The following is a 26,084-nucleotide window of genomic DNA, read 5'->3' on the forward strand; positions in this document are numbered from 1 at the left end:
TCAGTAGCCGAATGCCCGCGGCAGCGCGGTGCTCAGCCACGGCACGAAGGCGATGACGAGCAGGCAAAGGAACAGCAGGCCGAGATAACCCATGATCGGCTTCACCGTCTGCTCGATCGGCACGTTGCCGATCAGGCAGGCACCGTAAAGCCCGAGCCCGAGCGGCGGCGCGAACAGGCCGATGCCCATGGCGATGACCAGCACGACGCCGAAATGCAGGGGATCGACGCCGAGCTGCACCGCGACCGGCAGCAGCAGCGGCCCGAAGATGATCAGCGCGGCCGCGCCCTCCAACACCGAGCCCATCACGATCAGCACGGCGATGGCAAGCAGGATGAACAGCCAGACGCCTGAGGTCTTCGACAATCCGAGCATGAAATCGCCGACCGCATGCGGCACCTGCTGCAAGGTCAGCGTGAACGCGAGCGACTGCGCGGCAGCGACGATGAACAGCACGAGACCGGCGCGCGTCGCCGCCTGCACGAAACTATGCGCGGCCGATTTGAAGCTGAGCTCGCGGAACACCACGCTGCCGACCACGAGCGCATAGGCCACGGCGAAGGCCGAGATCTCGGTCGCGGTGGCAAAGCCGCTCTTGAAGCCGAAGAAGATCATGAAGATCAGGCCGAACGAGGCGATCGCGCCGCTCCAGAGCCCCGACACCGGCATCTGCGGCTCGACGTCCTCGACCTTGTCCGGCCGCTTGCCGAAGATGATGGACACCGCGATCAGAACCAGCGCCATCAGCGCCGACGGCAAGAGACCGGCGACGAACAGGCCGCCGATCGACAAATTGGCCACAAAGCCCAGAATGATCAGGTTGATGCAGGGCGGGATGGTCTCCGCCATCACCGCGGACGCCGCCAGCAGCGCCACCGCGCCGCCGGGGTTCTGCTTCGATCGACGCGCCGCCGGGATCAGCACCGAGCCGACCGCGGCGACATCGGCCATCTTCGAGCCCGAGATGCCGGAGAACAGCACCATGGACGCGATCATCACGACGTTCAGTCCGCCGCGCATGCGCCCGACTGCGCGCTGCAGCAGCTCGATCAGCCGCACCGACATGCCGTTGGCTTCCATGAGGTAGCCGACGAGGATGAAGAACGGGATCGCAAGCAACACGAAATTGTCGATCCCGCGCGCCATCTGCTGGGCGAAGATGACGCCGGGCAGCGCGCCCTCGACCCAGATGAAGATGAGCGCAGCGAGCGCCAACGCAAAGCCGATCGGCAAGCCGCCGAACAGCGTTACGAAGAAGCCGATCAGCATCAAGGTGCCCGCCGACGGCACCGAGGACGGCGACAGGTAATCCCAAGCCAGATAGAGGCCCGTGACGATGATGATCGCAACGAGCCCCCTGATGATGTCGGGGAACGGGCGCGCGCAGAGATGGTCGATCGCGAACACCGTCATGAACAGCGCGCCGACGCCCATCGGATAGAAGGTCAGCTCCAGCGGCAGGCCGGAGCCGGTGGTCTGGCCTGCGGTCAACGAGCCCAGCTTGATGGCGTTGTAGGCGACGTAGCCGGAGATCAGCACGACCAGCAGCGCGCCGGCGGCATCGACCAGCGTGCGCAGGCGCAGCGGCAGGAGATCGCGGAAGAAGGAGACACCGACATTCTCGCCGCGCGCGAGCGCGCTCGCGGCGCCGAAGAAGGCCGAGCCCACCATCAATCCGCGTGCGACGTCGTCGGACCATTCGACCGGCGCGTTGAAGAAGAAACGCAGCAGCACCGAGACGCAGACCACCACGAGATCGGCGGCGAGCAGGATAGCCGCGATCGCATCGCTGAGCCGAAGCAGCAGGGCGATGCTGCCGTGGCGGCCGGCCGAAACGGGCACGGCGGCCGCCACCACCATCTCAGACCTGGCCATCAGGCTTGCGTCGCGCGGATGATGTCGATGACGGCCTTGGACTCCGGACGGGCCTTGATGAAGTTCTCGATCTGCGGCGCGACGCGCTTCTTGAAGGCCTCGCGGTCGCATTCGGCCGCGGTCACGCCCTTCTCGGTCAAGGCGGCCAGCGCCTCCTTCTCGACTGCAAGCCCATGCGCACGCGTGTCGGCCGCGGCCTTCTTCGCGGCGTCGAGAAAGCCCTCGCGCAGCTTCGGGTCCATGCGGTTGTAGGTCATGTCGCTGAAGTAGATCGCAAGCGGCGAGAAATTATGCTGCGTCAGGGCGTAGAATTTGGCCGTCTCGAAGAACTTGCTGGCCAGGATCGTCGGCGGATCGTGCTCCAGGCCGTCAAGCACGCCGGCCTGCAAGGCCGTGTAGATCTCGCCGAAGGCCAGCGGCGTCGCGGCGGCGCCCATCAGCCGCAGGCATTCCGTGATGACGGGGTTCGGCAGCGTCCTGATCTTGAGGCCGGCGAGATCTTCCGGCGTTTTCACCGGCTTCTTCGCCAATACGCTGCGCGAGCCGAAATTATAGGCCCAGGCGATGATGCGGATGTTGCCGCCCTTGAGCAGGGCGTCCTCGATCGGCTTGGCGGCGCCGGCATCGAACGCCTTGGTCTGCTGCGGGAAGCTGGAGAACAGAAAGCCGAGATCGTAGGTGCCGACCAGCGGCACCAGATTGGCCGAGATCGAGGAGCCTGACACCATGAGATCGATGACGCCGAGCTTCACCGAGTTGATGACGTCGATCTCCTGGCCGAGCTGGTTGTCGGGGAAGAAGGCGACCTCGATTTGCTCGCCGAGCCCGTTGCCCTTCAAATTTTTGACGAGGTTGTCGTAGTAGACGCGACCGTTGGCGAATTTGGGATCGTTCGGCAGAGAGGAGGAGCATTTCAGCTTGAGCGTCGCGGCTTCGGCGCGGCCGATGATGGCGGGGGAGAGCACGAGGCCGGCGGTGACCGCCGCGGATGACTTGATGAACGCGCGACGATTCACGGGCACGATGGTCATGGTGCGGTCTCTCCCACATTATTTTTGTTCGCCGCGGTCGTTGCCGTGGCCTGTTGCGCGGACTTTATGGCCAAAGCGACGGCGCAGGCAAGCGGGCGGCCGGCCACCGCAGAGCGTGCGCGAAGTGCGTTGGGAAGTCCGTGAGCGCTCCGAAACGGCTACGATTCCCGGGGATTTTGCGATAGTGATCGGCCTACGGCCATATCCGCGCAATGGGCCCCGTCGCGTCGAGCCTGCATCAATCCAATTGGAGCATGGATCAATGCGTGATTCACATGGATGGGGCTAGACCGATGCATCGCGCATGGGCCGGCGCCTGCCCCATTTTGCCGCAGCGCGCAGCGTGATCCAGCGCACAGACGGCGTCATGGCGCAGACGTAGAAAAGGTGCCATCATCGCAAATATTGCCGATGGAGGTGACACCATGCGCCGTCCAGTCCTTTCCAATTTGCTTCTTGCTTCCGGTTTTCTCGCCCTCGCCCAGTTGATGACGCCGACGGACGCTGCAGCCGAAGCGCGGCTCGCGCTGGTGATCGGACAATCCGCCTATCGCACCGTGCCCGAGCTGCCCAACGCCGCCAACGACGCCAAGGGCATGACGGAGTTGCTCGGCAATGCCGGCTTCACCGTCACCACGGCGGCCAACCTGGCGCAGAACGAGATGCGCGCGGCAATCTCGGATTTCGCCGGCAAGGTCAGCGCCAGCGGCGCCGACACGGTGGCACTGGTGTTCTATGCCGGCCATGGCCTGCAGATCGACGGCGAGAACTACCTGGTGCCTGTCGATCTCGATCCCAAGCGCGAGGCCGACATTCCGCTCCAGGGCGTGCGGCTGAACGACATGCTCAACACGCTCGGTGCGCTGCCGACGCGGGCGCGCATCTTCATGCTCGATGCCTGCCGCAACAATCCGTTCCCGGCGCTCAGCGGCGCCGGCCACGGCCTTGCGATCGTCGACACCAAGGCCGGCGCGCCGGGCTCCTTCATCTCCTATTCGACCTCCCCCGGCGCCGAAGCCGAGGACGGCAGCGGCATCGACAGCCCTTACACCACGGCCGCGCTGACCATCGCCAAGCAGCCCAATCTGCCGATCGAGGAAGTGTTCAAGCGCATCCGCGTCGCCGTTGCGCAATCGACCGACGGCCGACAGATCCCCTGGGAAAGCTCCTCGCTGACGACCGACTTCAAGTTCTTCGGCGAGAGCAGCGGCAGCACACCCGCTCTTCCGGGCGCGAACGCGATGGCGCTCGCCGGGGGCACGCGCAGCCTCGAGGACTGGCGCAAGGAATTGCGGGGCAAGCCTGCGATGGTCGCGTATGAGCTCGTGATCACCGAGGACACGGTGGAGGCCTATCAGGCCTATATCGAGCTGTACGCGCAGGACACCCGCACGCCGCGCGTGCGCACGGTGCTGGAACGGCGGCGCCAGATGCTGGCCTGGGAGCGCGCAACCGCGATCAACACCCGCGCTTCGTTCGAGGCTTACCTGGCCAATTGGGACAATAGCGACCTCGCCGCGACTGCGCGCCGGCTGCTGCTCCGCGTCCAGAACCGCAATTATGGCGTCCCCGTCGCCGCCGCAGCGATCCCGGTCGCCGTCGCGATGGGCCCGACCTGCCCGTGCTCGACGCCAACGACACCGGCAACGCCGGTCACTCCGAGCGTCGCGCCCGTGATCAAGAAGCGCGTCGACGACACCCCGCCCAAGCGCAAGGTGGTCGAGACGCCGCCGAAGCGCCGCCCGCCGCCCGAGGAAGTGGTCTACGAACGCGCGCCGCCCCCCGGCCCACCGCCCGGCGCCGTGATGCAGGGTATCGGCATCGGAATCGGGATCGGCATGGGAATGGGCGGCCGCGGCGGCGGCGACCATTATCGCGGCGACTACCGCAGATACTGAGACTGTCCAGCATTGACATAGATCCGGCTCGCGCCCGACGCGCGAGCCGGATCTACTGCGCCAGCGCCGGATAGTCGTGCTGGACGGCCTCCCGGATCCAGCCGGCCTGGATCGCGCGAAACAGGATCTGCGCCGTCTTCATATCATTTGCCTTCACGCAGAGGTCGACGATGCGGCGGACCGCATCGTCACGCATCAGATCGTCCGCGATCTTCATCGCAATCTCCATCGCGACGCGGGCTGCACGTTCAAAGCGCTCACGTTCGCGCTTATCAGCCGGTGCGGAGCCTCCGACAGCCTCCGCGCCCGCTCTCGCAGCCTCGCAGATGTTACGAATGCGCTCCGCCGCGTCGATATCGCCGATCGGTCCCTGGATCGGCTCATCCCAGATGTCGGCCGGCTGCCGCCTTGCGAACCACTTCATTGCCCCCACCCGTGGCCTTTATTGGCTTGCACCGTTCAGGACGTGCGGCGCGGCCCGATCGCCTCGAACTGCGCCTTCTGCTCGTCGTTGAGCGTGGCATAGAAATCATCGAGCGCCGCGCGCACCGACTTGATCCCGTCCAGCATCGCATCGAGCCGTTTGCGGATTGTGGCCATGCGGGCCGGCGGAGTCATCACGTCATTGGGCTCGCAGCCCGCCTTGAGCGATGCGCTGACCTTTGCGCTGGTATCCTGGAGCACCTGCAGCGCCGCGCGCTGGGTGTCGCTCGGACGAAGCCTCTCATCGATCGCAGCAGCAGGCCAATCGAACGCGGCGGCCACATTGCAAGCCTGCACCGACGATTCCCTCGCATTGTTCGATGCCGTCGCACGACGCTGATCCTCGGCGAGCGCATTGAAGCGCGCCTTCTGCTCGTCGTTCAGCGAGCCATAGAACTGGTCGAGCGCGGGCTGGACCAGCTCGACAGCCTTCTGCATCGCCTCGATGCGCTGCTGCATCGCTGCGAGCCGGCCTGGCGCCGTCGCTGCGGCCTGCGTCGGACAGGATGTGCGGATCAGCGCTGCGGCGTCGATCGAGGCATTGCCGAGCGCATCGAGAGCTGTGCCCTGCGCATCCGTCGGCTGCACCGCGGATGCGATCTGATCGATCGGTAGTCCGGCGATGGCACGGCGGTCACTGCCGCAGAGCTGATCGAGCGGTGCGCTACGCGCCCGTCGTCGTCCCTGCGATTGCTGCGGCAGATAGGCCGACAGGCGATCATAGCCATAGGGGCCGAAAATGCCGGCATAGATGTCCGGGTATCCGTAACCCCAGAAGCCGAGCCCGTCGCCCCAGATCGTGTAGTCGTAGAGATCGTTATAGGCGAACGGCCAGAACAGCGGCCCGACCCAGCCATAGCCGCCGCCCGCATGCTGCCACCATCCGCTGCTTGCGCCGCTCCAGCCGGCCAATGCGGCCGCTGCCGCGAGCTGTGCACGCGCTGCCGGATTGCTGATCAGCCGGCCATTCCGGAATGCGCTGGTGTTCAGGGCATTGCGGAAGCTCGCGGGGCGGATCGCCGCGTTGCGGATCTGACCGAAGTTGGGCCCGCCGCGTCGGACACCGGACGTGAACCGCATGCCGCGATGATGCCCGCCGGCATGCCCATGTCCACCGCCGTGGCCACGGAAATGTCCGCCGCCGTGATGGCCACCGCCGTGCCCGCCTCCATGGCCACCGCCATGTCCGCCCCCATGGCCGCCCTTGGCCAGAGCCGCGCCCGCCAGCATGCAGGCAAGCGCCATCGCGGCAATTCCAATGACCGGTCGCACCATCGCACCCTCCCGCAGAGCCGCGCCATTGAGGCATCGGAACTTGGCGGGAATTGGAACCGACAGGATTGCCGAAAGTTCCCGCCCCCGACCGGTGGACGGCATCGGCCTTGCGGCGGCTTTGTTGTGCCGAAGGCCTACGCCTCCGGCACAATCTTGCCGGGATTGAAGATGTTGAGCGGATCGAGCGCCTTCTTCAGCGCCCGCATCGCATCGAGCGCCTCGGGGCCGAGCTCGGCCTGGAGGTATTTCTGCTTGCCCTGGCCGATGCCGTGCTCGCCGGTGCAGGTGCCGTCCATCGCCTGCGCGCGCTCGACCAGGCGATGCATGAACTCTTCGCCGCGCGCCATCTCGGCCGCGTCCTTGGTGTCGCAGACCAGCGAGCAATGGAAATTGCCGTCGCCGACATGGCCGACGATCGGCGACAGCAGGTTGAGCCGCTTGAGATCTTCCTCGGTCTCGCTGACGCAATCGGCGAGCCGCGAGATCGGCACGCAGACGTCGGTCGCGACCACGCCGATGCTGTCGCCGGGCCGCAGCGCCTTCACGGACCAATAGGCATCGTGCCGCGCCTGCCACAGTTTCGTGCGGTCCTCCGGCTTGGTGGTCCAGGAGAATTCGCCGCCGCCGCAATCCCTGGCGATCTCGCCGAACGCCTTGGACTGCTCGGCAACCTCGATCTCGCTGCCGTGGAATTCCATCAGCAGCAGCGGCGTCTCCGGCAGCGTCAGCTTCGAATAGGCGTTGCAGGCCTGCACCTGCGCGGCGTTGAGCAGCTCGATGCGCGCCACGGGGATGCCGGTCTGGATCGCCAGGATGACGGCCTGACAGGCCCCGTGCACGGTCTCGAACGACACCGCACCGGCTGCGATCGTCTCGGGGATGCCGCGCAGGCGGATGGTCAATTCCGAGATGATGCCGAGCGTGCCTTCGGCGCCGACGAACAGATGGGTGAGGTCGTAGCCGGCGGACGATTTCTTGGCGCGCGTGCCCGTGGTGATGATCTCGCCATCGCCGCGCACCACCTTCAGGGCCAGTACGCTCTCGCGGATGGTGCCGTAGCGCACCGCATTGGTGCCGGAGGCGCGGGTCGAAGCCATGCCGCCGAGCGAGGCGTCCGCGCCGGGATCGATCGGGAAGAACAGGCCCTGGTCGCGCAGATGCTCGTTGAGCGCCTTGCGGGTGACGCCGGGCTGGATCACGCAGTCGAGGTCCTCGGCATGGACCGCCAGCACCTTGTTCATGTCGCGCAGGTCGATCGAGATACCGCCGGCCGGCGCGTTGACCTGGCCCTCGAGCGAGGTACCGGTGCCGAAAGGAATGACCGGGACGCGGTTCTTGGCGCAGATCCGCACCACGTCCTGGATGTCGGCGGTCTCCTGCGCCATCACCACGCCATCCGGCGGCTGGTTGGGAATCCAGGTGGTGGTATGGCCATGTTGCTCGCGCACGGCCTGCGAGGTGATGAGACGGTTGCCGAAGCGTGCGGCAAGCTGCTCCAGCGCGCTCGCGAGGGCTTTCGGCTCCGGCCGCGGCGGATTATTGGTGATGGTGGTACCCACGGACATTCCTCCCGACAGAAGAACCGTGGCAAAGGATATAAAACCGGTCAAGTCAAGCGACCGGACGCATAGCTGGAAGGAAACATGCCGGAGACTGCCGCCTCAGCGCCCAGAGCCGAGCCGTTCCGCGCCTCGATCATGCAGATCGAGCCGCAATGGATCGACTATAACGGCCATCTCAACATGGCCTATTACAACGTGATGTTCGACCGCGCGATCGACCAGCTCTGGGCCGAGCTCGGCATCGGGCCGACCTACATGAAGGAGCGAGGCGGTTCGACTTTCACTGCCGAATGCCATGTGCGTTACTTGCGCGAAATCCACCTCGGCGATCCCGTGCAGATCCTGGTCTGGCTGCTGGAGGCCGACGACAAGCGGCTGCACACGTTCGAGGAGATGCGGCACGCAACCGAGGGCTGGCTGTCGGCGACGTCCGAGAACATGTCGCTTCACATGGACATGAATGCGCGGCGCGTCGCGCCATTTCCGCCGGATATAAGCGAGCGCATCGCGGCGGTCACAAAGGCCCACAGCGCGGTCTCGCGCCCCGAGGGCATCGGCCGGAACGTGGCGATGCCCTCGAAGCGGTAGCGCGTGATCCGGCGGCCTATACCCTGTTGCGGCCGCGGGCCAGGCCGACCACGGCCGAGACCAGGAACAGAACGACCGCGATGAAGAAGATGATCTTGGCGATCTCAATCGAAGCGCCGGCGATGCCGCCGAAGCCCAGGATGCCGGCGATCAGTGCGATAACCAGAAACGTCACAACCCAGCCAAGCATGGTCAAACCCTCGTCTTGATGTCTGTCTGCGTCTAGCGCGGCTGGCCGCGCCACCTGTCCAGACAATCTCGAGGCGGGAACGATGGTTCCGGCCCGGACAGGGTGGAAATTCGCGAGGACCGCTGGAACAAAATGACGTGCCCCGCACGTGGAAAACCTCGTTCCGCCGCCCCATATAGGCACCAATCCCTGTTAGAAGGCTCCCTTCCGCCACCCCGCGGTGCCATCGTGGGGCCAATGATTCGCATGACCGAGCCGAGCAAGATCACGTCCCAGAACGTCTCCGACCACCAGCCCGCAGCCGGCGGCATCGCCGCGCGTGCGCGCGCCTCGGTGGGCCCGAAATATCTGTCCGGGCTCAATCCGGAGCAGCGCGAGGCCGTGGAGACGCTGGACGGCCCGGTCCTGGTGCTGGCCGGCGCAGGCACCGGCAAGACGCGCGTGCTGACGACGCGTATCGCCCACATCCTGAGCCAGGGCCGCGCCCGCCCCGCCGAGATTCTGTCGGTGACCTTCACCAACAAGGCGGCGCGCGAGATGAAGCACCGGCTCGGCCAGATGCTCGGCCACGCCGTCGAGGGCATGCCGTGGCTCGGCACCTTCCACTCCATCGGCGGCCGCATCCTGCGTGTCCATGCCGAGCTGGCGCAGCTCAAGTCGAACTTCACCGTGCTCGATGTCGACGACCAGGTGCGGCTGCTGAAGCAGTTGCTGCAGGCCGAGAACATCGACGACAAGCGCTGGCCGGCACGCATGCTCGCCGGCCTGATCGACGGCTGGAAGAACCGCGGCCTGATGCCCTCGCAGGTGCCCTCGGGCGAAGCCGCCATGTTCGCCAACGGCAAGGGCGGCAAGCTCTATGCGAGCTATCAGGAGCGGCTGAAGATTCTGAACGCGGCCGATTTCGGCGATCTGTTGCTGGAGAACATCCGCATCTTCCGCGAGCACCCGGATATCCTCAGGCAGTACCAGCAGCGCTTCAAATATATCCTGGTCGACGAATATCAGGACACCAACGTCGCGCAGTATCTGTGGCTGCGGCTGCTGTCGCAGGCGCCTTCCTTCACCTCTCCCCGCCCGCGGGGAGAGGTCGCATCGCGCAGCGATGCGGGTGAGGGGGACTCTCCGAGCACTGAGCTCGTGGAGACTCCCCCTCATCCCGACCTTCTCAGTGCGAGCGAAGCTCGTCACGACCCCGCATCCGCCTTCGCCAAGGCTTCGGCGGACATGAGCGGGGAGAAGGAGAAGACCAAAAACATCTGCTGCGTCGGCGACGACGACCAGTCGATCTATGGCTGGCGCGGTGCCGAGGTCGACAACATCCTGCGCTTCGACCACGATTTTCCCGGCGCCAAGGTCATTCGCCTGGAGCGCAACTATCGCTCGACCGGCCACATCCTCGCCGCCGCATCGCATCTGATCGCGCATAACGAAGGCCGGCTCGGCAAGACGCTGCGCACCGAGGACCAGGACGGCGAGAAGGTCACGGTGACAGGCTCGTGGGATTCGGAAGAGGAAGCCCGCGGCATCGGCGAGGAGATCGAGCAGATCCAGCGCCGCGGCGAGAAGCTCAACGAGATCGCGATCCTGGTGCGCGCCTCCTATCAGATGCGCGAGTTCGAGGACCGCTTCGTCACGCTCGGCCTGCCCTATCGCGTCATCGGCGGCCCGCGCTTCTACGAGCGCGCCGAAATCCGCGATGCGCTGGCCTACTTGCGCGTCATCAACTCGCCGGCCGACGACCTCGCCTTCGAGCGCATCGTCAATGTGCCCAAGCGCGGCCTTGGCGATGCCACCGTGCAGATGCTGCACGACCACGCTCGCAAGCGCCGCATTCCCTTGTTCGAGGCGGCCCGCGCGGTGGTCGAAACCGACGAGCTGAAGCCGAAGGCGCGCGGCTCGCTTCGTGAGGTCGTCGCCCAGTTCGACCGCTGGCGCGCCCAGCGCGAGGTTACCGCGCACACCGATCTCGCCCAGATCGTGCTCGACGAGAGCGGCTATACCGAGATGTGGCAAAAGGACCGCTCGGCGGACGCCGCGGGCCGGCTCGAAAACCTGAAAGAGCTGGTGCGCTCGATGGAGGAGTTCGAGAACCTGCAAGGGTTCCTCGAGCACATCTCGCTGGTGATGGACCGCGACGGCGGCGCCGAGGACGACGCAGTGTCGCTGATGACTTTGCACTCGGCCAAGGGGCTCGAATTCGACAACGTGTTCCTGCCGGGCTGGGAGGAAGGCCTGTTCCCGAGCCAGCGCACGCTGGACGAACAGGGCCGCGCCGGCCTCGAGGAAGAACGCCGGCTCGGCCATGTCGGCCTGACCCGTGCCCGCCGCCGCGCCATGATCTATTTCGCGACCAACCGGCGGATCCATGGCACCTGGTCGACCACGATCCCGTCGCGCTTCCTCGACGAACTGCCGGCGGCCAATGTCGAGATCACCGAATCCAAGGGCGGCTCGGCCTGGGGCGGCACCGGCGGTTACGGCGCCTCACGCTTCGACGACATGGAGGCGTTCGGCTCCACCTATTCGACGCCGGGCTGGCAGCGCGCGCAAGCCAATCGCAACCGCGGCGGCGGGCGCAGCGGCGGTGGCGGTGGCGGCGGCTTCGAGGAAGAGGCTTCGACGTTCTCATCCTCCTCGTCGTCCGGCCCCGATTTCGGCAGCTTCTCCTCGCGCCGCCGCGGTCCCCTGACGATCGAGGGCGAGCTGGTCGCCAAATCGACCGGCACCACCTCGGAATTCTCGCTCGAAGACCGCGTCTTCCACCAGAAATTCGGCTACGGCCGCGTCACCAAGATCGACGGCAACAAGCTCACCATCGCCTTCGACAAGGCCGGCGAGAAGAAGGTCGTAGACAGCTTCGTGCAGCGGGCGTGAGCGCGCGATATGGCTCAGTATGTCGCCATCATCGAGGACACCGATCCGGACGCTGTCAGCCTGTGGTTTCCCGACCTGCCCGGCTGCATTTCCGGCGGTGATGACGTCGACGAGGCCCTGGAGAGTGCACCGGAGGCACTGGCGTTCTATGCGCAGGAGCTGATCGCGGACGGTCGGCAGCTTCCTCCGCCCAGAACATTGGACGAGCTCAAGGCCGACCCTGATGTGGCCGACGACCTCGGGAAACACACGGTCGCCCTGATCGAATGGCCGCCCCGCGAAGACGCCGCGGAGTGAGGACTGTTCGCCGCACTCCCCTCGCCTTCGACAGTTCTCGTCCGAACAGCCCTTGACCCGCCCGAACTTCCCCGTATCAGATGCAGCCATGGTCCGGGGCTCCATGACACTGATCTTGCTGGCATTGGGGATGCCGTCGCTTGCGGCGGCGGAGACCATGAGCTTTGGCGATTCGATCGGGCTGCTGGCCAAAAGCTGCGGCGCCGAAATCGTCGCCAATTGCCGCGGCGTCAACCCGGATTCGACCCGCCTGAAGGAGTGCCTGTCGCGCAACCGCGACGTGCTGTCCCAGCAATGCGCGAGCGACTATCTCGGCGCGTTCGATGCCATCCAGAAGCGCGTCGCCGCGCGCGTCACGGTGGCGAACGCCTGCCAGCGCGAGATCGTCAAGGTCTGTGGCGGCTCTACCAAGGAGACTAGCAAGTCGATCCCCTGCCTGGTTTCGACGCCCAAGGGCATCAGCAACAACTGCCTGAAGGCCGTCGACGACGCGGGGTACCGCTGATGCGCGCGAGCAGGCTCTTCATTGCCGGAACCGCGGTCGCGCTCGGTCTCGCTTTGCTCGCGGGCACGGCCGTCGCCCAGACGGCGGCACCGACCCGCGACGACATCGTCGGCAAGCTCAACCATTTCGAAGAAGCCGCCGAGGCCGACCTTCCCGCGCTGAAGCAGCAGGTGATGGAGCGCGCCAAGACCAGGATCAAGAACGATCCCGGTCCGGTGAACCGGCCGCTGATCGCACCTGATCTCGCCAAGCTGCCCGCCTTCAATGCGCAGATCCAGTTCGATGCCGACACGCCGATCATCCAGCCGGCGTCCTACCAGACCGTCGGCCGCATCGCGGACGCGCTGGTTCATTCCTCGCTGCTGCCCTACACGTTCCTGATCGTCGGCCACGTCGAATCCAACTCGAAGACTCGCGAGGCCAACGCGATCCTGAGCCAGCGCCGCGCCGACGCGATCCGCGACGTGCTGGTGAACACGTTCAAGATCTCGACCAAGCGACTGCATCCGATCGGCCTCGGCGAGGAGCAGTTTCTCGACCGGGCGAGGCCGACCTCGGCCGTCAACGGCCAGTTGCAAATCCTGACCTATGCCAAGCTGCCGGAGGACGCGCCGCATACGGCTGCGGCACCTGCGCCTGCGGCGAAAAAGCCCGCCAAGAAGCGCTGAGCGAGCGCAGCTTCGCACCCGACGGAACCCTTTGAAGTCCTGATCGTTTTGTAGCCTGTCCGGGGCGCACAAATACGGTTTCACGCGACAAAAGCCCCGGTTTGTGCACCGCCCGGTCCAGTGCTATAGCCTCTGTTCGCCCTTCCCCGACCCCGTGCTGCATGAGACCGAAATGGGTGGCTATTTTCAGCGCCAACTTGCCGTTTATGTCGAGTACCATCGCGACCCCCGGAACACGGCGATGCATGTGGTCGGTATTCTCCTGTTGTTCACCGGCGCCGTGATGCCGCTGACGCTGGTCAGGCTGCCGCTGCTCGGTTTCGATGTCAGCCTCGCCGTGATCCTGGCTTTGCCGGTCCTGATGTACTGGCTGCTGCTCGATGTGGCGCTCGGGATCGGCATTCTGGCGGTCTCGATCGTGCTGTTTTCGGTTGCGACGACCGTTGCGGCGCAAGTCAGTACCGCGACGATGTGGGCGATTTTCGCCGTGCTGGTGGCGCTCGGCCTCGCCGCGCAGGCCATCGGCCACAAGGTTTTTGAGGGCCGCGAAGCCTCATTGTTCACTTTTCCTTCGCATCTTTTGCTTGGACCGATGTTCGTGATGGCAAAATTATTCATTGCATTGGGCTTCCGTCGCGACCTTGCCGCGATTCTGGCGCCTCTTCCGACCAATTCCCTTTCAACCCGATAGCTCTAGACGCGAAACAGCAACCTTCTGCATGGCTCTCGTACTGGTTACCGGTGGCAGTGGCTTCATCGGACATCACCTCGTCGAAGCGCTCCGCGCCCGTGGGCAGCGGGTGCGCGTTCTCGATGTCCGCGCGCCGGCCGCGGCGAACGCGGATGTTGAATTTGTCCACGGCTCGGTGCTCGACGGCGCCGCGGTCGATGCTGCGATCGCCGGGGTCGATCAGGTCTATCACCTCGCCGGCCTGCCCGGCATGTGGGTCGCCAACAAGCAGGACTTTCACGACGTCAACTGTCGCGGCACCGAAATCGTGCTCGCGGCCGCAATGAAGCGCGGCGTGTCGCGCTTCCTGCACTGCTCGACGGAATCGATCCTGTTCCCCTATTCCGACCTCAAGGGCGCTGCCGCCGAGGAGGCGCTACAGCCGGCCGACGCGATGCCGGGCGCCTATACGCGCTCGAAGTCGCTCGCCGAGCATCATGCCGCGAAGGCGGCGGCCAGCGGCTTTCCACTCGTGATCGGCACGCCGACCATGCCGATCGGCGCGGCCGACCACAATCTGACGCCGCCGACGGCGATGCTGTGGTACTTCCTGCAGAAGAAGGTGCAGCCGCATCTCAACTTCCTGGTCAACCTCGTCGACGTCCGCGACGTGGCCATGGGCCTCGTGCTGACCATGGAGCGCGGCCGCATCGGCCAGCGCTACATCCTCGGCGGCGACTGCGTCCCGCTCGGCAACATCCTGCGGATGATGTCGGCGATGAGCGGCCGCCGGCAGTTCCCGGTCGTCGTGCCCGGCAAGATCGCCGAGCTCTCGGGCATCATGCTCGAATACCTCGCCGATCGTGTCACGCGCCGGCCGCCCAACGGCACCGCCGAGGGCGTGCGCATTGCGCTCGCCGCAAGCGACCTCTCGATCGGCAAGGCGCGCACCGAGCTCGGCTACGCGCCGCGTCCGATCGAGCCGGTGCTGCGCGAAACCATCACCCATCTGCTCGCCCGCAACGGCCAGCAGCCCTCCGGCGCCATCAAGCATCACGCGCTCTCCTCGCGCGCGAGCTAAAGCCGCCGCCCAACGCAAAGAACCTTCATGTCCTTCGATTTCAGCAAGCTTCTCTCGGTCGCCTGGGGTGGCTGGACCACGGCCTGGCCGACCGAATTCCTGGCCCTGGTCTGGCTCGCCTTTCTCGCCAGCTGGGTCGGCGCCTCGTTCTGGCAGGGGCGGACCAAGAAGCAGGTCATGACGCTGGAGTCGCAGCGCTATCGCCTGCCGATCCTGGTCGGCGGCATCCTGTACACCCCGTGGGTTGCACAGCTGCTGGGCTGGAAGCCGCTTTGGGTGCTCGGCAACACCGGCATCTACATCGCCGCGGTCCTCTCGGCCGCCGGCATCGCTTTCGCCTGGTGGGGCCGACTGCATCTCGGAAAATTCTGGTCGAACACCATCACCCACAAAGAAGATCACCGCGTTATCGACACCGGCCCCTACGGCATCGTGCGTCACCCGATCTACACCGGCTTAATCTTCGGCATGCTCGTCACCGGCATCGCAATCGGCCTCGTAACGACGATCCTCGGCGCGATCCTGATCTCGCTCGGCATGTGGCAGAAGGGCCGGATGGAGGAGGTGTTTCTGTCGAAGGAGCTCGGCGAAGACGCCTACGGCGCCTACTGCCGCCGCGTGCCGATGATCATCCCGTTCCTGTCGCCGCGGTGAGGGGCGTAGCACCTTCCTACTATTTTCTCCGCGTAAGACTGCTGTTTGGTCCCGTCATCCTGAGGTGCGAGGTTTGCGATGCGAATGCATCGTAAGCCGAGCCTCGAAGGATGCACGGCCGCCAATGCATCCGGGCCCTCCATCCTTCGAGGCTCCCCATGCGGCGCGTTGCGCCCCATGGCTCGCACCTCAGGATGACGGGAACGGAATGGCACAACTCGGAACATTCAACCAGGAACCGCCCCTCTCCAAGCCCGTTATCCCTCGACAGCTGCCACCTGCGCGAGCATCGAGCCATGTCGGACGCCTACGATTATTTCCGCGAGCACGCGATCGCCGCCGTCCGCAAGGCGCGGGCACTGCCGCGTGGGCGGCCGAAGCAGAAGCAGCGCACGGTGGCGCGGATCTATCACCTGCTGTCCAAGGAGGCAGCGCTGGTGCCGAACATGCATCACCTCAACGATTTTCGCGCAGCACGGCGGCTGGAGCGTCAAATCTCTCGCTGATCTCCGGGCAAAGGCCATCGGCGTTCGTCCCATGCAAAATCGATCGGCTGCCATTCCACGGGAATAGGCCCGGCCGGCGCCCCGCACAGGTTGACGTCTGCCCCGTCAGCCAGTTGGATGCGCGCGCAAACAGGGGCCCTCTCATGACCTTCTCCAGCGTCTTTGCGCAGTTCGTTGCGCTCCTCGGCGGCATCGCGCTGCAATGGCGGAAGCTGTCAGGCACCGTGCCTGCGCCGGCCTGGGGAGAGAAGCCCGCCATTCCCGAGGCGAAGCCGCAAGGCGCGATCCCGACTTTGAAGATGCCGACCGCGCGCGGCTGGAGCGAGGGCCAGAAGCCGACCGTCGCGCCCGGGCTCAAGGTCAACGCGTTCGCGACCGGGCTCGACCATCCGCGCTGGATCGAGGTGCTGCCCAATGGCGACGTGCTGATCGCGGAGGCGACGCAGATCGCTGGCGCGCCGCGCAGCGTGTTTCACTACGCGATGCAGGCAACGATGCGGCGCGCCGCAGCGCTCGGCGTGTCCGCCGACCGCATCACGCTGCTGCGGGACAAGGACGGCGACGGCGTCGCCGAGCAACGCGGCGCCTTCATGGAAAATCTCAGCCAGCCGTTCGGCATGGCGCTGGTCGGCAACACCTTCTATGTCGGCAATACCGACGGCGTGATGGCTTTCCCTTACGTCGCCAATGCCGACCGCATCACCGCGCCGGGCAAGCGGCTCACGACGTTCAAGCCAAGCGGACACTGGACCCGCAGTCTTTTGGCAAGCCCCGACGGCAAGAAGCTCTATGCCGGCGTCGGCTCGCTCAGCAACATCGCCGAGATGGGCATGGAGGTCGAGGAAGGCCGCGCTGCGGTCTACGAGCTCGACCTCGTTGCCGGCACGCACCGCATTTTCGGCGCGGGCCTGCGTAACCCGGTCGGGCTTGCTTGGGAGCCAAATACGGGTGTGCTCTGGACCGTGGTCAACGAGCGCGACGGGCTCGGCGACGAGACGCCGCCGGATTATTTGACGTCGGTGCGCGACGGCGGCTTCTACGGCTGGCCCTATTGCTATTGGGGCAAGACGGTGGACGACCGCGTGCCCCAGGATCCTGCGATGGTCGCCAAGGCGCTTCAACCGGACTACGCGCTCGGCGGCCACACCGCCTCGCTCGGCCTGTGCTGGATGCCCGCGGGCACGCTGCCCGGCTTCCCCGACGGCATGGTGATCGGCCAGCACGGCTCGTGGAATCGCAGCAAGCTGTCCGGCTACAAGCTGGTGTTCATCCCGTTCGAGAACGGCAAGCCGTCCGGTCCCGGTCGCGACATCCTGTCGGGCTTCCTGTCCCCGGACGAGAAGGAATCCTACGGCCGCCCGGTCGGCGTCACGATCGGCCCCGACAAGAAATCACTGCTGATGGCCGACGACGTCGGCAACGTGATCTGGCGCGTCACGGGGGCATAGCGGCGATTGGTAGGCGCTCCCGGGGCTCCGCCTCTCCCGCTTGTGGGAGAGGTCGGCGCGAAGCGCCGGGTGAGGGTTCTCTCCTCTGGGGGAGTGTCCCATTGCGGAAATAACCTCTCCCCACCCCTCCCCCGCAAGCGGGGGAGGGAGCGCACCGCCGTCTGGGCTAGTGACGTCTCAACCCATCACGTCCCCACACACAGCGTGGCGCGCTGCTTGCGCAGCAGCGCAATCACGGACAGCGCGGTGATCAGACCGGTCTTGGGATTCTCGGACGGGATGTTCTCGATGCCCATCGAGAACCGCGCCGAATCCGCCTCGACCTCGATGCGGTGAACGTTGCGCGTCACGGTTGGATCAGCCCAAACCTGGATCTCGGTACGATCAGGCCCGATGCCCGCCAGCGACAACGCAACGGCGACATTGACGTTCGCTGGAAAGCCCTTGGCCGCTTCGCGCGCGCTGCCCTCGAACAGCTTGAGTGGCTCGCGCAGATTGTCGATGTCGATGTTGTTCTGAACGATGAACGGCGCGCCCTTCAGTCCGTCGATCGGCTTGCGCGTCACCATCTTCACGGAATGAATGGTGCCGATTGCGGCGGCGTTGACGGCGTCGAGCCCGATCAGCGCGCCGGTCGGCACGATGATGCGGCCGCCATTGGCACGCGCGAGATCGACGAGATCAAAATTGTCGAGCAATCCGCCGACGCTGACGACGACCGCGGCCTTGCCGCGCTTCACGGCAGGCTCGACGATCGCACGCAACTGGCTGCTTGGTGCGCACTCGACCACGATGTCGGCGACCTCGCCGAGCTGATCGATCGGCAGCACCTGCGGCAGGCGGCGTAGGCCGCCGATGAAAGCTTGATGCTTGGCGGGATCGCGCACCGCGACAGCCGACAACGCCAGCCCCTCGATGCCTTGATCGAGCGCGGTGGCGATCTTGGTGCCGATCGAGCCCAAGCCTGCGATGCCGACTCGCAATTCGCCCGACGCTTTTTGTTCAGTCATAGCATCCACCTTTTCACCTAGCACAGTTCTTAGCCCCTCACGCCTCCCGCGCATAGCTGCGCAGGCGCGCCTCCAGCACCGCCAGCATGGCATCGCGAGCCGGATCGCGCGAGCCGCGCAGCCACGCGGCGGCGAGCGGCAGCCGGCCGACCGGCCCGCTCTGCCTTGGCCGCAGCGGCACGAAGCGCACGCCCGACACCGCCATCCGCATCGTCCAGCGCGGCACGATCGCTACCCCGAGCTTCGTCGCCACCAGGTTGATGATGGTCTGCTTCTCGTCGGCGACCTGGACGATGCGCGGCGTCATTCCGGCCTGATCGAACAGCTTCACCGTGAGGTCGTGGCTGTGCGGCCGCGAGCGGCGGTTCGGTACCAGCATCGCCTCGTCGGCGATGTCGGCCAGCGTGATCGACTTGCGCCGGGCCAGCGCATGCTGCTGCGGGAAGGCCACGATCGCGGTCTCATGGAGCAGATCGCGGAATTCGAGCCGCTTGTCCGCGCGGCCGGGCGGGCGGACGAAGGCGAGATCGAGCGCACCCGTCAGGATCTTCGGCAGCAGCCGGACCGTCTTGTCCTCCAGGATCTGTACCACGATATCAGGATGCTTGGCGCGGAAGTCGCGCAAGAGCGGCGGCAGCAGCCCGGCGGCGGCGCTGTCGATGGCACCGATCCGCAGCCGCCGAGCAGCGCCGGCGCGCGAGCGGTTGCGCAAGTTGCTCTCGACCGCCTCGACCCGGGCGAGGATGGCGCGGGCATCGCGCAGCAACGTCGTGCCGTCCTCGGTGAGCGACACCGCACGCGTCGTCCGCGCGAACAGCCGCGTGCCCAGATCCTCCTCCAGCAGCCTGATCTGGCGGCCCAGCGCGGAAGGCAGCATCTGGAGCTGCTGCGCCGCGCGGCCGAAATGCAGCTGCTCGGCCGCCGCCACGAAGCATCGGAGCTGATGCAATTCCATCCCGGGTCCTCTCGTCTCGCGAGGATTATATCATTTTTTTGTATAAACCAGCGCCAATTGAGTCCGTCCTGCACTCCCGTCTAGATTCGCCGACGACGCAGCCAGCCTGCCGGCCCCATCTCTTAACGGAGCATTCTCATGCGCACCCATTCGATCGCAGCAATTCCCGCCGACGGCATCGGCCCCGAGGTGATCTCGGCCGGAATCCGCGTGCTGGAGGCACTGGCAAAGCGCAGCGGCGACCTCGCCTTCAACGTCAAGACGTTCGACTGGGGCTCGGACTATTACAAGAAGCACGGCGTGATGATGCCGGCCGACGGCCTCACTGAACTGAAGAAGTTCGACGCGATCTATTTCGGTGCGGTCGGCGCGCCCGATGTGCCGGACCACATCACGCTGTGGGGCCTGCGGCTGCCGATCTGCCAGGGCTTTGACCAATACGCCAATGTGCGCCCCACAAAGATCCTGCCCGGCGTCGCCTCGCCGCTGCGCAATGTCGGTGTCGGCGACCTCGACTGGGTGATCGTGCGCGAGAATTCGGAAGGCGAATATGCCGGCATGGGCGGCCGCGCCCACAAGGGCCTGCCGGAAGAGGTCGGCACCGAAGTCGCCGTCTTCACCCGCGTTGGCGTCACCAGGATCATGCGCTACGCGTTCCAGCTCGCACAGTCGCGCCCGCGCAAATTCCTGACAGTCGTGACCAAGTCGAACGCGCAGCGCCACGGCATGGTGATGTGGGACGAGATCGCAGCCGAGGTCGCCGGCGAATTCCCCGACGTCAGCTGGGACAAGATGCTGGTCGATGCCATGACGGTCCGTATGACGCTGCATCCGAAAAGCCTCGACACCATCGTGGCGACCAACCTGCACGCCGACATCCTGTCCGACCTCGCCGGCGCGCTGGCCGGCAGCCTCGGCGTGGCGCCGACCGGCAACATCGATCCGCAGCGCCGCTTCCCCTCGATGTTCGAGCCGATCCACGGCTCGGCCTTCGACATCACCGGCAAGGGCATCGCCAATCCGGTCGCGACGTTCTGGACCGGCGCGCAGATGCTCGAGCATCTCGGCGAGAAGGACGCCGCTACAAGGCTGATGGCGGCGGTCGAGCGCGTCTGCGCGGCGGGCGTGCTGACGCCTGACGTCGGCGGCAAGGCGACGACGAAGGAAGTGACGGACGCCGTGATCGACGCGATCAGCGGGTCAAATGTGTAGCCTTATCGGATCGAGTGTCGCCCAGCACTCGCTGCACCTCTCCCGCTTGCGGGGGAGGTCGACGCGCTCGGCAGCGCAATTGCGCGCCAGAGCGCGGCGGGTGGGGGCTCTCTCCTCTCGGGGGTTCTCGATCGTGGAGAGACCCCCTCCCCCGCAAGCGGGAGAGGGAGCGCACCGTCCTCTGCGGCAAGATAACGAGCCCTACTTCCGCTTCGTCGGAGCCGGCGGCGGCGTCACCATCGCGGCCGTGGGCTCGGGCGGTGTCAGATGCCGGGGCACGATAATGGTCTGGCCCGGCGTGAGCTGCGCGTTCTCTGCAAGCGAGTTGCTCTGCGCGAGCGTCCACAGCGGCACGCGATTGGCGACGGCGATGCTCTCCATGGTGTCGCCGCGGCGCACCGGCACCCGCACGCCGCTGTCCCATAACTCGACCAAGGTGTCCGCGGGGACGAGGTAGCGCAGCGGCACGGCATCGCCCTGGGTCTGCGGCGGAATGCGCGGCAGTTGCGTCACCATCTCGACGATCTGGCGATGGATGTCGTCGGACTTCTCGATGTTGATGTGCGAGACGCGCGCGTTTGCCTTCAGGTCGTAGCTCGCATAATGGCCGCGAAAGCCGGGGACCGCGACGACGTCGCCGCCGCCGAGCACGCTGTCGGACAGGAAGATGTTGATGAAGCGCTCGACATTGAGCGGCACGTCGCCGGTCGCATGCGCGGGATCGATGGCGATGACGAGGCTGATCGGGATGCTCTCCTTGGCCGCCATCTCGGAAATGACGATCGAGCACAGACCACCCATGGAGTGCCCGATCAGCACGATCGGCGCCGCCTTCTCCTTGTAGCTGGCGATGACGCGGTTGCCGATGAACCGGCAGAGGGTGAATTCATAGACATCGGCGGAAAAGCCGGCCTGTGTCAGCTTCTCGCCGAGCCGGTCCATGCCGGTCGAGAAGATCGGGCCCATGGCGCCACGGAACAGGTAGACGTTCGGCGGCGGCAACGGCTCGAACGGCGGAGGCGGCGGCGCTGCGGGTGCGGCCGCGTTGGCCTTGGACTTGGCAGGTGAGGCGGCGGCCATGCCGGGGCTCAGGGCGAGCAGCGCAACGGCTGCCAGCGCGACTAGTCGCCTCAAATCAATCATCAATCCAGCAGTCCCACGACGGGAGGCGATCACCTCCCCCGCGGGCTTAGTGACGGCCGATTGGGTGGAATTTGGGGCACGGAACCGGCCTCCATCTCTTCCGGGCGCGAACTCTCACCGCACGCCTGGCGGCGCGACCGGACTTTGCGACGATTGGCCTCAGTCCTCGCTCGCGAACGGCTAAAATGGCAGCATCCGGTTCAGCAATTCGAGCAGCGTGCGCTGCTCGGCCTCGCTGAGCGGCGCCAGCATCTTCCGATTATAGGGCTCCGTCAGCCTTGCGCCCTCCGCAATGAGCTTTGTCCCCTTCGGCGTCAGCATGAGCTCGACGGCGCGGCGATCGGACTTCGAGCGGTTGCGCTTGATGAAGCCGGACGATTCCAGCTCGTTCAGGATCTTGATCAGGTTCGGCAGCCGCAGCCGGAGCAGGCTGGCGAGGCTGCTTGGCGGCACGCCGGGATTGTCGCGAATGACGGCGAAGATCGCATAGGTCGCGGGCGTCAGGCCCAAGGCGGCGAACTCCTCGTAGAAGCCTTCGAAGAACTTCAGCTGCGCCAGGCGCAGCATGAATCCGGGGGTGCGCTGCAGCGCGCGCAGGTCCAGCGATTTCTCCGTCTGCGGAGCGGACTTTTGCGGAGTGGATTTGGCTCCGGGTCTTAGAGGCTTCGAGCTCATGATTCTCAATCCTAGGGACGGCCGAATTGACACTCTCAAAAATAGCTATAAAATATAACTATTATTCAGCGGCACCAAGACCGCCCATGGGAGGGATCCAATGAACAGCAAATTCCTGCATAAATTGTGCATCTTGGCCGCAACCCTGACCGCGGCGCCGGCCTTCGCACAGGAGGTCGTGAAGATCGGCATCCTGAACGACCAGTCGGGCCCGTTCGCGAGCTACCAGGGCATCGGCTCGGTCGTCGCCGCCAAGATGGCCGTCGAAGACTATGGCGGAAAAGCCGCGGGCAAGCCGGTGGAGGTCGTCGCGGCCGATCACCAGAACAAGACCGACATCGGGATCGGCATCGCTCGGCGCTGGTACGAGAACGAGAGCGTCGATGCGATCTTCGACCTTCCGAATTCCTCGATCGCGCTCGCTGTCGCCGGCATGAGCGCCGAGAAGAACAAGGTGTTCGTCGGGTCGGGCGCGGGAACGGTGCTGCTGACCGGTGAAAAGTGCACGCCGAACACCGTGCACTGGACCTACGACACCTATTCTTACGGCCGCGGTCTCGGCAAGGCGATCGTGCAGCAGGGCGGCAAGAAATGGTTCTTCATCACCGCCGACTACGCCTTCGGTCATGATCTGGAAAAGCAGGCCGCGGAAGCCGTGAAAGCGGCCGGCGGCGAGGTGCTCGGCAGCGTGCGGCATCCCTTGGGAACGGCCGATTACGCCTCTTTCCTGCTGCAGGCCCAGGCTTCGGGCGCGAACGTCGTCGGCTTCGCCAATGCCGGTGACGACACCATCACATCGATGAAGCAGGCCGCCGAGTTCGGGCTGACCAAGGACCACAAGCTGGTCGGATTGATCCTGGGCATGAACGGGCTTCCCGCGCTTGGCCTGAAGTTTGCGCAAGGCGCGCAGATCATGAATCCGTTCTACTGGGATTTGAACGACGGCACGCGGGCCTTCGCAAAACGCTTCGCCGAGCGCATTCCGTCGAAGGCCTATCCGAACGACATGCAGGCCGGCGTCTATGCCTCGGTCATTCACTATCTCAAGGCGGTCGACAAGACCGGCGGCGCCAAGGATGGCAAGGCCGTCGTCGCCGCGATGAAGGAGATGCCGACCGACGATGTGCTGTTCGGCAAGGGCTATATCCGCAAGGACGGTCGCAAGATCCACCCGCTCTACCTGTTGCAGGTCAAGTCGCCCGAGGAGTCGAAATCGAGCTGGGATCTGCTGAAGGTCGTCGCCACCATCAAGGGCGAGGACGCGTTCCGCTCGGAGAGCGATGGCCAGTGCCCGCTCAGCAAGCCCTAGAAGCGGAGCTGACCATGAGCGGCATCGCCTCCAGTCAGATCGACCCGTTTGCGCCTGACTTCCTGTTGAACCCCTATCCTGCCTATGAGGCGCTACGCGCGCTCGGGCCCGTGTTCGCGCTGGAGCGTTACGGCGTGTGGGCGATGGCGGGCTATTCCGAGGTCGAGCCGGCCTTGAAGGACTGGAAGACGTTCATCAGTGGCGAGGGCGTCGGGCTCAACGGGATGAACCCTGCGCTGCCGAAGCCGCTGACGCTCCAGATCGATCCGCCCGACCACGACAAGGGCCGGCGGGTCCTCGGCCGCACGCTGTCTCCGGGTGTCGCGAGGAAGCTGCGCGAGACGTTTCAGCAGGAAGCGGAGAAGAAGGTCACGGAGCTGATCGACAAAGGCACGTTCGATGCCGTCACCGATCTTGCCGAAGCCTATCCGATGAAGGTGTTTCCGGATGCGATCGGCATCCGGGCGGACGGCCGCGAGAAGCTGCTGGCCTGGAGCACGTTCGTGTTCGACAGCTTTGGCCCCGAGAACGAGATGCTAGCGGCTTCACGCAAGGCAGGCCTCGCCGCCCAGAGCTGGATCATGGACTGCTGCGCACGAGATGCGTTGCGGCCCGACAGCCTCGGCATGATGATCTACCAGGCGGCCGACGACGGCGAGATCACCGAGCACGAAGCGACCCACCTGGTGCGGCCATTCCTCACGGCGGGGATCGACACCACCGTCAACGGCATCGGCAACACCCTGCTCGCGCTCGCCACCCATCCGGATGAATACCGCAAGCTCCACCAACGGCCGGAGCTGGCGCGCAATGCCTTCGAGGAAGGCCTGCGCTATGATTCGCCGGTGCAGACGTTCTTTCGTACCACCTCGCGCGACCTCGAGATCGGCGGCGGCGTGATCCCGGCACACCGCAAGGTGCTGCTGTTCATGGCCTCGGCCAACCGCGATCCGGCGCGATGGGAGAGAGCCGACCGGTTCGAGGTCGAACGGACCGCGGCCGGCCATGTCGGCTTCGGCGCAGGCATCCACGCCTGCGTCGGTCAGATGATCGCGCGTCTGGAAGGCGAACTGATCTTCAGCGAGCTCGCAAGGCGCGTGAAGACCATCGAGCTCACGGCGGAGCCGAAACGCAGGCTCAACAATTCCCTGCGCGGGCTGGAGAGCATGCCGGTCCGCGTGACGCCCGCTTAGGCGGCATCACGCGGGAGGATGCGCAACGATTCAGTTCCGTGCCGGAGCGGCCGCGGCCGCCGAGCGCGCCTGCCCGGGCGAGCCGCGTTCGGCGACCGGGACAGCCGGTGCGCGCGAACGCATGATGGCGGCGTCGATCTCGGCGATGACACGGCGTTGGATCGCCTCGTTCTTGTCGATCGAGATGTGGCCGACACCGGTGCCGCGCACGTCGACATTATCGAGCTTGCCGCGGAAACCGTCGGCACGCTTGACCGGCTCGCCGGGGCCGTCGCCGATATAGATGTTGATGTAACGCTCCGCGCCGGTCGAGAGCTTGGTCTTGAACACGGAATCGAGGCCGATCGCGAGCTTCACGGGCACGCCGAGCCGGTTGAGTTTCGCGATCATGTCCGGCAGCGCGGTCGCGCCGGACGAATGGCCGACCAGGACGATGGTCTTGAGCCGGCCGGCCTTGTAGGCGGTCGCGGCTTCATCGGCGAGCGATGACCAGGACACGAAGTTGGCGACCGTCACCGGGATGCCCTGCGCCTGGAGCCGGGCGCCGATCGTGTCGAGGCCGAGCGAGAAGATGTTGAGCACGCCGCGGAGCAGATAGACATGCGTGGTCGCGACCTGGGCCTGGCTCGGGGCCGCTCGGGCCGTGGTCGGGCTGATGGCAACAGCTGACAGCAGGAGCAGGCAGATCGCCCAGACACGGAGGGCGGACAACTGGCTGGCGCCGGCGGTGTGACGGCCGTTCGGTCTCATCGGTGTTTTCCCTGGGGACAATACGCTTTGCGATTGGCCGGAATCGTAGCCATGGCCTGCTCGCAGACGCAACAAAGAGCCGCGTGAATGGCAATCTTAGCCACAGCCCGTGACCATCGCGCAACACCTGCCCGAAACCCGCCACTGAAGCGCCTGTTTTGAGACCATTTTTCTCCGGGCAATTGCGGCCCGGCAAAGGCATTCCTATCTCAGGGCTCCGCTGACCCGC

25 protein-coding genes are annotated in these 26,084 nt (G+C 65.7%); 14 read left to right on the top strand and 11 right to left on the bottom strand.

Annotated features, from left to right (window positions below; translation table 11 throughout):
- Both BM190_RS07875 and BM190_RS07880 read right to left on the bottom strand, forming a co-directional pair.
- A complete protein-coding gene (locus BM190_RS07875) occupies nt 1-1,875 on the bottom strand; it encodes a TRAP transporter large permease (protein ID WP_244550622.1) in 1,875 nt (624 codons plus the stop codon).
- Nucleotides 1,875-2,906: a TRAP transporter substrate-binding protein gene (locus BM190_RS07880; protein WP_092253389.1), complete on the bottom strand. Its 1,032-nt coding sequence runs from the start codon at nt 2,904-2,906 to the stop codon at nt 1,875-1,877. The genes BM190_RS07875 and BM190_RS07880 overlap by 1 nt, the downstream gene beginning before the upstream one ends.
- 425 nt (nt 2,907-3,331) lie before the next feature.
- Between BM190_RS07880 and BM190_RS07885 the strand changes: the two genes are divergently transcribed.
- The gene (locus BM190_RS07885) at nt 3,332-4,804 is read left to right on the top strand and encodes a caspase family protein (RefSeq protein WP_092253391.1); all 1,473 of its coding nucleotides are present in this window, start codon (nt 3,332-3,334) and stop codon (nt 4,802-4,804) included.
- A gap of 52 nt (nt 4,805-4,856) precedes the next feature.
- Here the strand turns inward: BM190_RS07885 and BM190_RS07890 are convergent, their stop codons facing one another.
- The 3 genes from BM190_RS07890 to BM190_RS07900 form a co-directional block, all read right to left on the bottom strand.
- The gene (locus BM190_RS07890; RefSeq protein ID WP_026202237.1) at nt 4,857-5,228 is read right to left on the bottom strand and encodes a hypothetical protein; all 372 of its coding nucleotides are present in this window, start codon (nt 5,226-5,228) and stop codon (nt 4,857-4,859) included.
- Between the two features lie 35 nt (nt 5,229-5,263).
- Complete coding sequence (locus BM190_RS07895) at nt 5,264-6,562, bottom strand: Spy/CpxP family protein refolding chaperone (RefSeq protein WP_092253393.1); 1,299 nt, start codon at nt 6,560-6,562, stop codon at nt 5,264-5,266.
- A gap of 134 nt (nt 6,563-6,696) precedes the next feature.
- Nucleotides 6,697-8,121, bottom strand: coding sequence for an FAD-binding oxidoreductase (locus BM190_RS07900; protein ID WP_092253968.1), 1,425 nt, complete (start codon nt 8,119-8,121; stop codon nt 6,697-6,699).
- 84 nt (nt 8,122-8,205) lie between these two features.
- Between BM190_RS07900 and BM190_RS07905 the strand changes: the two genes are divergently transcribed.
- Nucleotides 8,206-8,712, top strand: coding sequence for a thioesterase family protein (locus BM190_RS07905; RefSeq protein ID WP_018319671.1), 507 nt, complete (start codon nt 8,206-8,208; stop codon nt 8,710-8,712).
- Between the two features lie 16 nt (nt 8,713-8,728).
- Here BM190_RS07905 and BM190_RS07910 read toward each other — a convergent pair whose 3' ends face one another.
- A complete protein-coding gene (locus tag BM190_RS07910) occupies nt 8,729-8,902 on the bottom strand; it encodes a DUF1328 domain-containing protein (RefSeq protein ID WP_018319670.1) in 174 nt (57 codons plus the stop codon).
- Between the two features lie 237 nt (nt 8,903-9,139).
- Between BM190_RS07910 and BM190_RS07915 the strand changes: the two genes are divergently transcribed.
- The 9 genes from BM190_RS07915 (at nt 9,140) to BM190_RS07955 (ending at nt 17,608) form a co-directional block, all read left to right on the top strand.
- The gene (locus tag BM190_RS07915; protein WP_092253395.1) at nt 9,140-11,779 is read left to right on the top strand and encodes an ATP-dependent helicase; all 2,640 of its coding nucleotides are present in this window, start codon (nt 9,140-9,142) and stop codon (nt 11,777-11,779) included.
- 9 nt (nt 11,780-11,788) lie between these two features.
- The gene (locus BM190_RS07920) at nt 11,789-12,076 is read left to right on the top strand and encodes a type II toxin-antitoxin system HicB family antitoxin (RefSeq protein WP_092253397.1); all 288 of its coding nucleotides are present in this window, start codon (nt 11,789-11,791) and stop codon (nt 12,074-12,076) included.
- Nucleotides 12,077-12,164: 88 nt separating this feature from the next.
- The gene (locus BM190_RS07925; RefSeq protein WP_092253399.1) at nt 12,165-12,581 is read left to right on the top strand and encodes a hypothetical protein; all 417 of its coding nucleotides are present in this window, start codon (nt 12,165-12,167) and stop codon (nt 12,579-12,581) included.
- Nucleotides 12,581-13,249, top strand: a complete 669-nt coding sequence (locus tag BM190_RS07930; RefSeq protein WP_092253401.1) for an OmpA family protein — start codon at nt 12,581-12,583, stop codon at nt 13,247-13,249. Before BM190_RS07925 ends, BM190_RS07930 begins: the two co-directional genes overlap by 1 nt.
- Before the next feature lie 172 nt (nt 13,250-13,421).
- The gene (locus BM190_RS07935) at nt 13,422-13,940 is read left to right on the top strand and encodes an Mpo1 family 2-hydroxy fatty acid dioxygenase (RefSeq protein WP_177236961.1); all 519 of its coding nucleotides are present in this window, start codon (nt 13,422-13,424) and stop codon (nt 13,938-13,940) included.
- Nucleotides 13,941-13,968: 28 nt separating this feature from the next.
- Complete coding sequence (locus BM190_RS07940; RefSeq protein ID WP_092253405.1) at nt 13,969-15,000, top strand: NAD-dependent epimerase/dehydratase family protein; 1,032 nt, start codon at nt 13,969-13,971, stop codon at nt 14,998-15,000.
- A gap of 27 nt (nt 15,001-15,027) precedes the next feature.
- Nucleotides 15,028-15,654 (top strand): methyltransferase family protein, encoded by a 627-nt coding sequence (locus BM190_RS07945; RefSeq protein WP_092253407.1) that lies wholly within the window; start codon nt 15,028-15,030, stop codon nt 15,652-15,654.
- 296 nt (nt 15,655-15,950) lie between these two features.
- Nucleotides 15,951-16,160 (top strand): hypothetical protein, encoded by a 210-nt coding sequence (locus BM190_RS07950; protein ID WP_092253409.1) that lies wholly within the window; start codon nt 15,951-15,953, stop codon nt 16,158-16,160.
- Between the two features lie 143 nt (nt 16,161-16,303).
- On the top strand, nt 16,304-17,608 hold the full coding sequence (locus BM190_RS07955) for a PQQ-dependent sugar dehydrogenase (protein ID WP_092253411.1): 1,305 nt from the start codon (nt 16,304-16,306) through the stop codon (nt 17,606-17,608).
- Between the two features lie 185 nt (nt 17,609-17,793).
- On the opposite strand, the gene BM190_RS07960 is transcribed toward BM190_RS07955, so the two are convergent.
- A complete protein-coding gene (locus BM190_RS07960) occupies nt 17,794-18,618 on the bottom strand; it encodes an aspartate dehydrogenase (RefSeq protein WP_092253413.1) in 825 nt (274 codons plus the stop codon).
- 37 nt (nt 18,619-18,655) lie between these two features.
- Complete coding sequence (locus tag BM190_RS07965) at nt 18,656-19,573, bottom strand: LysR substrate-binding domain-containing protein (protein WP_092253415.1); 918 nt, start codon at nt 19,571-19,573, stop codon at nt 18,656-18,658.
- A gap of 138 nt (nt 19,574-19,711) precedes the next feature.
- Between BM190_RS07965 and BM190_RS07970 the strand changes: the two genes are divergently transcribed.
- On the top strand, nt 19,712-20,785 hold the full coding sequence (locus BM190_RS07970; protein WP_092253417.1) for a tartrate dehydrogenase: 1,074 nt from the start codon (nt 19,712-19,714) through the stop codon (nt 20,783-20,785).
- 201 nt (nt 20,786-20,986) lie between these two features.
- Here the strand turns inward: BM190_RS07970 and BM190_RS07975 are convergent, their stop codons facing one another.
- Both BM190_RS07975 and BM190_RS07980 read right to left on the bottom strand, forming a co-directional pair.
- A complete protein-coding gene (locus BM190_RS07975; protein ID WP_092253419.1) occupies nt 20,987-21,928 on the bottom strand; it encodes a LysM peptidoglycan-binding domain-containing protein in 942 nt (313 codons plus the stop codon).
- A 180-nt stretch (nt 21,929-22,108) separates the two neighbouring features.
- Nucleotides 22,109-22,603 (bottom strand): MarR family winged helix-turn-helix transcriptional regulator, encoded by a 495-nt coding sequence (locus tag BM190_RS07980; RefSeq protein ID WP_092253421.1) that lies wholly within the window; start codon nt 22,601-22,603, stop codon nt 22,109-22,111.
- A 100-nt stretch (nt 22,604-22,703) separates the two neighbouring features.
- Here BM190_RS07980 and BM190_RS07985 point away from each other — a divergent pair, with 100 nt between their 5' ends.
- Complete coding sequence (locus BM190_RS07985) at nt 22,704-23,912, top strand: ABC transporter substrate-binding protein (protein WP_092253423.1); 1,209 nt, start codon at nt 22,704-22,706, stop codon at nt 23,910-23,912.
- Between the two features lie 14 nt (nt 23,913-23,926).
- A complete protein-coding gene (locus tag BM190_RS07990) occupies nt 23,927-25,105 on the top strand; it encodes a cytochrome P450 (RefSeq protein ID WP_092253970.1) in 1,179 nt (392 codons plus the stop codon).
- Between the two features lie 30 nt (nt 25,106-25,135).
- Here BM190_RS07990 and BM190_RS07995 read toward each other — a convergent pair whose 3' ends face one another.
- The gene (locus tag BM190_RS07995) at nt 25,136-25,855 is read right to left on the bottom strand and encodes a hypothetical protein (protein WP_018322531.1); all 720 of its coding nucleotides are present in this window, start codon (nt 25,853-25,855) and stop codon (nt 25,136-25,138) included.
- Between the last annotated feature and the right edge of the window lie 229 nt (nt 25,856-26,084).

The sequence above is a fragment of the Bradyrhizobium sp. Rc3b genome (assembly GCF_900114915.1).
Classification (GTDB): Bacteria; Pseudomonadota; Alphaproteobacteria; order Rhizobiales; family Xanthobacteraceae; genus Bradyrhizobium.

What these genes read in the sequence shown, in the direction of transcription:
- BM190_RS07875 (WP_244550622.1), bottom strand. Translation starts at nt 1,875, where the DNA reads ATGGCCAGGTCTGAGATGGTGGTGGCGGCCGCCGTGCCCGTTTCGGCC.
- BM190_RS07880 (WP_092253389.1), bottom strand. Translation starts at nt 2,906, where the DNA reads ATGACCATCGTGCCCGTGAATCGTCGCGCGTTCATCAAGTCATCCGCG.
- BM190_RS07885 (WP_092253391.1), top strand. Translation starts at nt 3,332, where the DNA reads ATGCGCCGTCCAGTCCTTTCCAATTTGCTTCTTGCTTCCGGTTTTCTC.
- BM190_RS07890 (WP_026202237.1), bottom strand. Translation starts at nt 5,228, where the DNA reads ATGAAGTGGTTCGCAAGGCGGCAGCCGGCCGACATCTGGGATGAGCCG.
- BM190_RS07895 (WP_092253393.1), bottom strand. Translation starts at nt 6,562, where the DNA reads ATGGTGCGACCGGTCATTGGAATTGCCGCGATGGCGCTTGCCTGCATG.
- BM190_RS07905 (WP_018319671.1), top strand. Translation starts at nt 8,206, where the DNA reads ATGCCGGAGACTGCCGCCTCAGCGCCCAGAGCCGAGCCGTTCCGCGCC.
- BM190_RS07910 (WP_018319670.1), bottom strand. Translation starts at nt 8,902, where the DNA reads ATGCTTGGCTGGGTTGTGACGTTTCTGGTTATCGCACTGATCGCCGGC.
- BM190_RS07915 (WP_092253395.1), top strand. Translation starts at nt 9,140, where the DNA reads ATGATTCGCATGACCGAGCCGAGCAAGATCACGTCCCAGAACGTCTCC.
- BM190_RS07920 (WP_092253397.1), top strand. Translation starts at nt 11,789, where the DNA reads ATGGCTCAGTATGTCGCCATCATCGAGGACACCGATCCGGACGCTGTC.
- BM190_RS07925 (WP_092253399.1), top strand. Translation starts at nt 12,165, where the DNA reads ATGGTCCGGGGCTCCATGACACTGATCTTGCTGGCATTGGGGATGCCG.
- BM190_RS07930 (WP_092253401.1), top strand. Translation starts at nt 12,581, where the DNA reads ATGCGCGCGAGCAGGCTCTTCATTGCCGGAACCGCGGTCGCGCTCGGT.
- BM190_RS07935 (WP_177236961.1), top strand. Translation starts at nt 13,422, where the DNA reads ATGGGTGGCTATTTTCAGCGCCAACTTGCCGTTTATGTCGAGTACCAT.
- BM190_RS07940 (WP_092253405.1), top strand. Translation starts at nt 13,969, where the DNA reads ATGGCTCTCGTACTGGTTACCGGTGGCAGTGGCTTCATCGGACATCAC.
- BM190_RS07945 (WP_092253407.1), top strand. Translation starts at nt 15,028, where the DNA reads ATGTCCTTCGATTTCAGCAAGCTTCTCTCGGTCGCCTGGGGTGGCTGG.
- BM190_RS07950 (WP_092253409.1), top strand. Translation starts at nt 15,951, where the DNA reads ATGTCGGACGCCTACGATTATTTCCGCGAGCACGCGATCGCCGCCGTC.
- BM190_RS07955 (WP_092253411.1), top strand. Translation starts at nt 16,304, where the DNA reads ATGACCTTCTCCAGCGTCTTTGCGCAGTTCGTTGCGCTCCTCGGCGGC.
- BM190_RS07960 (WP_092253413.1), bottom strand. Translation starts at nt 18,618, where the DNA reads ATGACTGAACAAAAAGCGTCGGGCGAATTGCGAGTCGGCATCGCAGGC.
- BM190_RS07965 (WP_092253415.1), bottom strand. Translation starts at nt 19,573, where the DNA reads ATGGAATTGCATCAGCTCCGATGCTTCGTGGCGGCGGCCGAGCAGCTG.
- BM190_RS07970 (WP_092253417.1), top strand. Translation starts at nt 19,712, where the DNA reads ATGCGCACCCATTCGATCGCAGCAATTCCCGCCGACGGCATCGGCCCC.
- BM190_RS07975 (WP_092253419.1), bottom strand. Translation starts at nt 21,928, where the DNA reads ATGATTGATTTGAGGCGACTAGTCGCGCTGGCAGCCGTTGCGCTGCTC.
- BM190_RS07980 (WP_092253421.1), bottom strand. Translation starts at nt 22,603, where the DNA reads ATGAGCTCGAAGCCTCTAAGACCCGGAGCCAAATCCACTCCGCAAAAG.
- BM190_RS07985 (WP_092253423.1), top strand. Translation starts at nt 22,704, where the DNA reads ATGAACAGCAAATTCCTGCATAAATTGTGCATCTTGGCCGCAACCCTG.
- BM190_RS07990 (WP_092253970.1), top strand. Translation starts at nt 23,927, where the DNA reads ATGAGCGGCATCGCCTCCAGTCAGATCGACCCGTTTGCGCCTGACTTC.
- BM190_RS07995 (WP_018322531.1), bottom strand. Translation starts at nt 25,855, where the DNA reads ATGAGACCGAACGGCCGTCACACCGCCGGCGCCAGCCAGTTGTCCGCC.